The sequence below is a fragment of the Pseudoduganella rivuli genome (assembly GCF_009674485.1).
GTDB lineage: Bacteria > Pseudomonadota > Gammaproteobacteria > Burkholderiales > Burkholderiaceae_D > Rugamonas > Rugamonas rivuli_B.
Window position 1 is genome coordinate 126,615 of sequence record NZ_WKJJ01000022.1, and the last position, 7,120, is coordinate 133,734.

A 7,120-nucleotide genomic window follows, 5' to 3' on the forward strand; every position below is an offset into this window, starting at 1 on the left:
AATGGAGCGCATTGTCATCACCGGTATCGGCGTCGTTGGCCCGCATGGCAGCGACATGGCCGGCCTGCTCTCCGGCACGCCACAATGGAGCCCGTGGCCCGAAAATGTCCAGCAGCCGCATCCGTCGGCGGTGATTGCCCGCGTGGGCGATTTCCCGGCCAAGCGCTTCTTTACGGACCGTCAGCTGCGCATGCTGGACCGCGCCATGTCGCTGTCGTCTTCCGCCGCCGGCCTGGCCATCGACGACGCGCAGCTCGACGCCGCCATGCTGCACGACGCGTGCACGTTCCTGGGCACGGCGCGGGCGGAACTGCCGTCGTGCTATCAGTTCATCCAGCCGCGCCTGGGCGGCAAGGCCGACCAGCTCAATGCCGCGGATTTCCCCAAGATTGCCCGCAACATTTCCTGCGGCCAGGTGGCGATCCGCTATGGCATGTGCGGCCCCAGCACCGTACTCGCCTCCGGACCACTGGCGTCGATGGAAGCGATTACCCGCGCCGCGGGCCAGATCCGCGCCGGCAGCGCCAAGGTGGCGCTGGTGGGGGGGTATGAGTCGCTGTCCAAGTTTTCGCTGTTCGTGCTGGCGCAACTGAACCGCCAGCATCTGGGCCAGCACGCGCCGCAATTCTTCGGCGAACGCGCCGGCTTCCTGGCGCCGTCCGAAGGCGCCTGCATGCTGGTGCTGGAATCGGCCAGCCATGCACAGGCGCGTGGCGCGCGCATCTATTGTTCGCTCGACGCCTGGCTGGAAGGCCGTGCCGGCGATGACGAAGACATGGCCGACGTGCTGCGGCAGCGCTGGCTGCGGACCATGGAGCGCGCCGGCGCCGCGCCGGACGGGCTGGGTGTCGTCAGTGTGGGCGCGGGCGGCAGCAACCGCCCTCAGGAAGTGGCGGAAACCCATGCGCTGGGCGCTTTCGTCGAGGCGCACGCGCCGCAGGCGCAGGTGTTCGCCGTCCGCTCGCTGACCGGCGAGGGCGATGCCTGGTCCGCCGCGCTGCAGGTGGCCGCCGCCGCGCATATGGTGGCGCACGGCGAAGGCGCCGCCAGTGCCGGCGTGGCCGGCGATGCGCCGGCGCTGCTGCGTCAACGCGCGCAAGGCGGCGCGCTGGCGCACCGCAGCGCCCTGGTGTCGGGCGTCGGCGGTCGCCGCAATTATTGCGCGATCCATCTGTCCGCTTTCCAAGGCTGATCCCTCCTTACTGACAGCAATACAGGCTTGATATTTCATGGATAAAACTACCCGTCCGCAAAAGGCCATCCTGGTCACCGGCGGCAGCCGCGGCATTGGCCGCGCGATCTGCCTTGCGCTGGCCGACCTGGAGATGCCGGTCTTCGTTAATTACGCCAGGCAGCGCGACGCGGCGCTGCAAACCTGCGCCGCGCTGGCTGACGCCGGCGCCACCGGCATTCCGGTACAGGCCGACGTGGCCGACCAGGAGCAGGTGACGCGCATGTTCGCGGAGATCCGCGAACAAGGCTATTGGGTGCACACGCTGGTCAACAATGCCGGCATCGTGGCCGACAACATCGCCGCAACCATGAGCGGAGAACAGTGGCGCGGCGTGCTGTCCACCAACCTGGACGGCGCCTTCTATTGCTGCCGTGCGGCCATGGGCAGCATGACGGTGCGCAAGGGCGGCCGCATCATCAACGTGTCCTCCGTCAGCGGCCTGCAGGCCCAGGTCGGCCAGGTCAACTATGCGGCGTCGAAAGCCGGTGTGCTGGCCATGACGCGCGGCATGGCGCTCGAACTGGGTCGCTACAACGTGCGTGTCAACGCGGTGGCGCCAGGCTTCATCGATACCGAGATGCTGGACCAGGTGCGCAGCACCGAACGGGGCGCGCAGATGCTGGCCCAGCCGGGGCAGCACATCCCGCTCGGCCGCCTGGGACAGCCGGAAGAAGTGGCTGGCGTGGTGCGTTTCCTGTGCAGCAAGGCCGCTGGCTATATCACGGGCCAGGTGATCGTGGTTGATGGAGGTTTGAATGTCTGATCTGTCCGACGTGCGCGCCCCGGCGGCCGCGCAGGCGCCCCTGCTGAGCAAGCTGTTTTCGCCGATCGATGTCAATGGCTTGCGGCTGGAAAACCGCACGATGATGAGCTCGATCCACCTGAACCTGGAAGAGTTCGACGACCAGTTCGAGCGCATGGCGCGCTTCTATGCGCTGCGCGCGGAAGAGGGCGTGGGCATCATCGTGACGTCGGGCTGCTCGCCCGATGGTCCCGGCCAGTTTGCGCTGCATGGCTTTTCGCTGAAGGCCGACGACGAGATCGCGCCGCATCGCCTGATTACGCAGGCCGTGCATGCCAAAGGCGGCCGCATCGCACTGCAGATCATCCACTTCGGCCGCGAAGCGGTGCACGGCAACCTGGTGTCGTCGTCGCCGCTGAAACTGGCGTCGAGTATTTTCAAGCCGCGCGAAATGAGCCATGAGGAAATCCTGGCGCTGGTCGATGACTATGCCGACTGCGCCGCGCGCGCGATCGCCGCCGGCTACGACGCGATCGAGCTGATTTTCTCGCAGGGATTCCTGGTGCACCAGTTCCTGGCGTCCGGCACCAATCTGAGGACCGACAGCTGGGGCGGTGATTTTGCCAACCGCAGCCGGCTGGCCGTGCTGATCGCGCAGCGCGTACGCGAACGGGTCGGTCCGGATTATCCGGTGATCTACCGCATCCCCTGCATGGACCTGTTCGAAGGCGGGATGACGGCCGACGAGGCGCTGGAACTGATCGGCTTGCTGAAACCGTATGGCATCGACCTGCTCAGCGTGAGCATCGGCTGGCACGATTCGCACACGCCGACCATTGCCATGGTGGCGCCGCGCGCCGCCTTTGCCAGCGCCACGCGCCTGGTGCGCAAGCGCTATCCCGACCTGAAGCTGTGCGTCAGCAACCGCATCAACGATCCGCGCGTGGCGGAAAACCTGTTGATCGACGGCGAGGCGGACATGGTTGCCATGGCGCGTCCGTTCCTGGCCGATGCGGCGCTGGTCAGCAAGGCGCGCCGCAATGCTTTTGACGAAATCAATCCCTGCATCGCCTGCAACCAGAACTGTCTCGATTATGTGTTCGCGGGACAACCGGTGGGCTGCAGCGTGAATCCGGAAGCCGTGCTGCCGGGTGAAGGCCATTATCCGCCGCTGGCGCAGCCGCTGCACGTGGCGGTGGTGGGCGGCGGCATTGCCGGCATGGGGGCGGCGCTGTTCCTGGCGCGGCGTGGCGCGCGGGTCGACCTGTTCGAGGAAAGCCATGCGCTGGGTGGCCAGCTGAAGCTGGCGATGCAAGTGCCCGACAAGAGCGAATTCCATGGCACGGTGCGCTATTACACGCAAGCGCTGTACGAGGCGGGCGTGCAGGTGCACCTGGGCACCCGGTTCGGCGCCGAGCGCCTGGCGGATGGCCGTTACCAGCATGTGGTGCTGGCCAGCGGCTGCCTGCCGCGCAAGCCCGATGCGATTCCCGGCGCCGATGCCCCGCACGTGCTGCAATACACGGACGTGCTGGAAAAAGGCTGTCCGGTGGCCTATCCGGTCGCGATCATCGGCGGCGGCGGCGTCGCCTGCGACGTGGCCAAATTCCTTGTCAAGCGCCGCACCGAGCAGCGCGACGCGGCACATGCCTACCTGCGCGCCTATAACAGCGATGGCAGCCTGGCCCAGTACCTGGACGCCGACACCACGCCGGCGGCCGAAGTCACCATGCTGCAGCGCTCCAGCCGCAAGTTCGCCATGCGGCTGGGCCGGACCACGCGCTGGATCCAGATGGGCCAGATGGAGCGGCTGAACATCGGTATGCGCAACAAGCTGGAATTGCTGTCCATCGAACCGGACGGGGTGCGGATCCTGGACAAGCGCACCAAACAGGAGGAACTGGTGCCGGCCCGCACCGTGGTGCTGGCCGCGGGCCATGTGCCCCGCACCGAACTGGTGGACGCGCTGGCTGCGGCCGGCGTACCGTACTCGGTAATCGGCGCGGCGGATACGGAAGGTGACGTGTCCCGCGCCACCAACCTCAGCTCCGCCATGGGACAGGCCTACCAGCTGGCGATGGCGCTGTGAAAAGGGAGCAGATGGCGCCGGCGGTTGCGCGCGAAGGAGGGCGGTTGCGTTATCGGCTGCGCCGCGCCGTCACCGTGACCGTCCTGTTCCTGCACCAATGCCTGTGGCTCAGCGTGTTCCTGGTGCCATGGCAGCCCGCGTTGCTGGCGCCGGCCCTGTTGCTGGGCTGGCTGCTGATTCTCGGGGTGGAGATGGGGAACCACCGCTACTTTTCGCACCGCAGTTTTACCACCGGCCGCGTGTTCCAGTTTGTGCTGGCGTGGTGGGCGACGCTGGCATTCCAGCGCAGCGTGCTGTGGTGGGCCTGCATGCACCGCCAGCATCACCGTTTTTCCGACCAGCCGGGCGATCCTCACAGCCCCTATGCGGCGGCGGGGGGCGGCTTCCTGTATGCGCACCTGAACTGGGGCGTGGCTGAGCGCAACGCCAGCGCCGACCCGCATTACATCCGCGACCTGCTGGCATACCCTGAATTGCGGTGGCTGGAACGCTTTGGCTATGTGCCCAACCTGGTGTACGCGGGCGGCGCTTATCTGCTGGGGCACTTGGGCTGGGTGGGAACGTCCGGTGCGCAGGCCGTGGTCTGGCTGTATGTGGTGCCGTTGTTTATCTGCCAGCACGTGATCAGCTCGCAGGCAACGCTGGCGCATGGCGCGCCGCGCCTGCCCGGCTCATACCGCAGTTTTTCCACCGGCGACCGCTCGCTGAACCACGTCCTGCTGGGCCTGATCAGCTGCGGCGGCGGCTACCACAACAATCACCATCGTTTCCCCGGTTCGGCGCGCGTGGGCATGCGCTGGTATGAGGTGGACCTGGCTTACCTGGCGATCAAGGCGCTGCAGCGCGTCGGCCTGGTGCATAAGGTGTCCATCCCGAACCAGGTGCGGCGGCATGCCGGCATGGAGCAGGCATGAAGGAACAGGACGGCATGAAAGTGCGTAACCGGACCTTCGAGCTGGAACCGGAAGTGCTGGCGGAGAACTGGAATGACGGCGATATCTGCCTGACCCATACCTTCAGCGTGGCCTCCATCATTCTGGAGCTGGGGGAACTGTACCTGGTGGAATTTACTGCCGCGTTGTTGCCCAGGCTGGACGATCCGGGCGTGCGGGCGCGCGCAAAAATTTTTGCCGCGCAAGAGTCGAATCACCGCCGCATGCATGCGCGGTACAACGCCCTGCTGGCCCAGGCGGGATTCCGCCTGGGGCCGCTGTACCGCGCAGTCGCGCTGTTCATCGCGGCCAGCCGCCGGGTGTTGCCGGAGCGCGTGATGCTGGCTTACCTGGTCAGCGTCGAATACCTGGCCGCGCTGACGGCGGAATGGCTGTTTGCCGGCCAGCTGGGACGCGCCGCGCTGAGCGGCGACACCGAGGTGGCGCGCTTCTGGCGCTGGCACCTGGCCGAAGAGGTCGAGCACCGCCAGGTCCTGCATGAAACCTACCGCCACCTGGGCGGCGGCAGCGCCATGCTGGCGTTCAGCACCTGGAGCCTGGCGACGATTTTTTACCTGTTCATCAATGCCGGCATGATCTGGCTGTCGCTGACGCGGCACGGCCCCAGCTGGGCTTTGCTGCGTTCGCTGTTTCACTATAACGTCGGCCGTTCCGCGAATTGCTTCCGCTTGCCGCTGAAGCTGCTGACGGCCACCTGGCGGCGTTTTGATCCGGCATATGTGTGCCGGGGCGTGGCGATCGAACCCCACCTGTGAGGCTGCCCGCTTACCTTTCTAGGAGCATATCGCTATGACTACGATTACCTACAGCTACCCGGTGCGCCGCCTGCGGGTGGATTTCGACACCAGGTTCGTGCGTTACTGGTACCAGGGACGTCCGTTCGAGACGCACTGGTTCAACGCCTTGTCGCTGGGCCTGCCGCAGGCGGAACGCTATGCGATCTCGTGCATCAAACAAGCCCAGCCGCTGGTGCGCGGCACGGAACTGGAACCGCTGGCCCGTGCCTTCATCGGGCAGGAAGCGACGCATAATTTCGTGCACGGCAAATGCAACGCCGTGCTGAAGGAGCAGGGCTTCGATTTCGTGCTGGATGGCTATACCCAATGGCGGTTGCGGTTTGCGCCCTGGCTGGCGACCACCACCGGCCTGGGCATCACGGCCGCCTGGGAACATTTCACCGCCATCCTGTGCGAATACACGCTCAGTGGCGACGGGCCCGCCATGGAAGGCTGCGACGAGCCGGTGCGGTCGCTGTGGGTATGGCATTGCGCGGAAGAACTCGAACATAAGGCGCTGGCCTATGACATGTTCCATGCCGCGGGCGGCGGCTACGTGCGGCTGCAGGCGTGCTACCTGTATGGCGCCATGCTGTTCCTCAGCGATTTCGCCATGCAAACGCTGCACAACATGTATCGTGACCGCTGCCTGGCCAGCCCGCGTGTATGGGGCGGCGCGCTGCGTTACTTCTTTGGCCGGCGCGGCCTGTTCTGGTTTGCCTTGCCACGCTGGCTGGCTTACTTCAAGCCGGGCTTCAATCCGTCACAGGCCGACCACACGTCGCTGGTGCGGCGGGCGTTCGAGCAACTCGATGGCAATTATTCCATCGTCGGCGCCGATCCGGCCTGAGGCGCGGATCCCGGATGCCGGCGCGTTGACGCTGCACGTGCTGCATGCGGACGACCTGGGCGGCGGCAGCGGGCGCGCGGTATCGGGGCCGGGGATGCGGCAGGCGCTGGCCTGGCACCTGGGGACGCCGCCGGCCGACGATGCGCTGTGGCGCAACAGCGAAGGCAAGCCGGCGCTGCGCTGCGGCACCGTGCAATTCAATGTGTCGCACGCGGGACCGTGGCTGTACGTACTGGTGGGAAGCGCGCCGGTGGGCGTGGATGTGGAGCGGCTGAGGCCGCTGCGGGGCGGGGGGGCGCTGGCAGCCTATTTTGCCGCGCTGGGCGGCGCGCCGGCCGTGCCCGCCGATGTGCCGCGGCTGTGGAGCCGGGCCGAGGCGGTGGGGAAGTGCCTGGGCACGGGGATGACGCTGCCGCTGGACCGCCTCGACCTGCCTGCCGGCGCGCTGGCGGCGCCGGCCTGCTGCCGGACCGCGC

7 protein-coding genes are annotated in these 7,120 nt (G+C 66.8%); all 7 read left to right on the top strand.

Annotation, left to right across the window (positions count from 1 at the left end; all coding sequences use genetic code 11):
- Window position 1 precedes the first annotated feature (1 nt).
- Complete coding sequence (locus tag GJ700_RS28655) at window positions 2-1,192, top strand: beta-ketoacyl synthase N-terminal-like domain-containing protein (protein WP_154380481.1); 1,191 nt, start codon at window positions 2-4, stop codon at window positions 1,190-1,192.
- Between the two features lie 37 nt (window positions 1,193-1,229).
- A complete protein-coding gene (fabG, locus tag GJ700_RS28660; protein ID WP_154380483.1) occupies window positions 1,230-1,997 on the top strand; it encodes a 3-oxoacyl-ACP reductase FabG in 768 nt (255 codons plus the stop codon).
- Window positions 1,990-4,065 (top strand): FAD-dependent oxidoreductase, encoded by a 2,076-nt coding sequence (locus tag GJ700_RS28665; RefSeq protein ID WP_154380485.1) that lies wholly within the window; start codon window positions 1,990-1,992, stop codon window positions 4,063-4,065. Before fabG ends, GJ700_RS28665 begins: the two co-directional genes overlap by 8 nt.
- Window positions 4,066-4,109: 44 nt before the next feature.
- Entirely contained in the window at window positions 4,110-4,979 is an 870-nt protein-coding gene (locus tag GJ700_RS28670) for an acyl-CoA desaturase (protein WP_195764040.1), read from the top strand.
- Window positions 4,976-5,773, top strand: a complete 798-nt coding sequence (locus GJ700_RS28675; RefSeq protein ID WP_154380489.1) for a metal-dependent hydrolase — start codon at window positions 4,976-4,978, stop codon at window positions 5,771-5,773. The genes GJ700_RS28670 and GJ700_RS28675 overlap by 4 nt, the downstream gene beginning before the upstream one ends.
- 34 nt (window positions 5,774-5,807) lie before the next feature.
- Window positions 5,808-6,644, top strand: a complete 837-nt coding sequence (locus GJ700_RS28680) for a metal-dependent hydrolase (RefSeq protein WP_154380491.1) — start codon at window positions 5,808-5,810, stop codon at window positions 6,642-6,644.
- Window positions 6,607-7,120, top strand: a 514-nt coding sequence (locus GJ700_RS28685; RefSeq protein ID WP_371868178.1) for a 4'-phosphopantetheinyl transferase family protein, incomplete at its 3' end; no start/stop codon positions are given. The genes GJ700_RS28680 and GJ700_RS28685, both read left to right, overlap by 38 nt.

What these genes read in the sequence shown, in the direction of transcription:
- GJ700_RS28655 (WP_154380481.1), top strand. Translation starts at nt 2, where the DNA reads ATGGAGCGCATTGTCATCACCGGTATCGGCGTCGTTGGCCCGCATGGC.
- fabG (WP_154380483.1), top strand. Translation starts at nt 1,230, where the DNA reads ATGGATAAAACTACCCGTCCGCAAAAGGCCATCCTGGTCACCGGCGGC.
- GJ700_RS28665 (WP_154380485.1), top strand. Translation starts at nt 1,990, where the DNA reads ATGTCTGATCTGTCCGACGTGCGCGCCCCGGCGGCCGCGCAGGCGCCC.
- GJ700_RS28675 (WP_154380489.1), top strand. Translation starts at nt 4,976, where the DNA reads ATGAAGGAACAGGACGGCATGAAAGTGCGTAACCGGACCTTCGAGCTG.
- GJ700_RS28680 (WP_154380491.1), top strand. Translation starts at nt 5,808, where the DNA reads ATGACTACGATTACCTACAGCTACCCGGTGCGCCGCCTGCGGGTGGAT.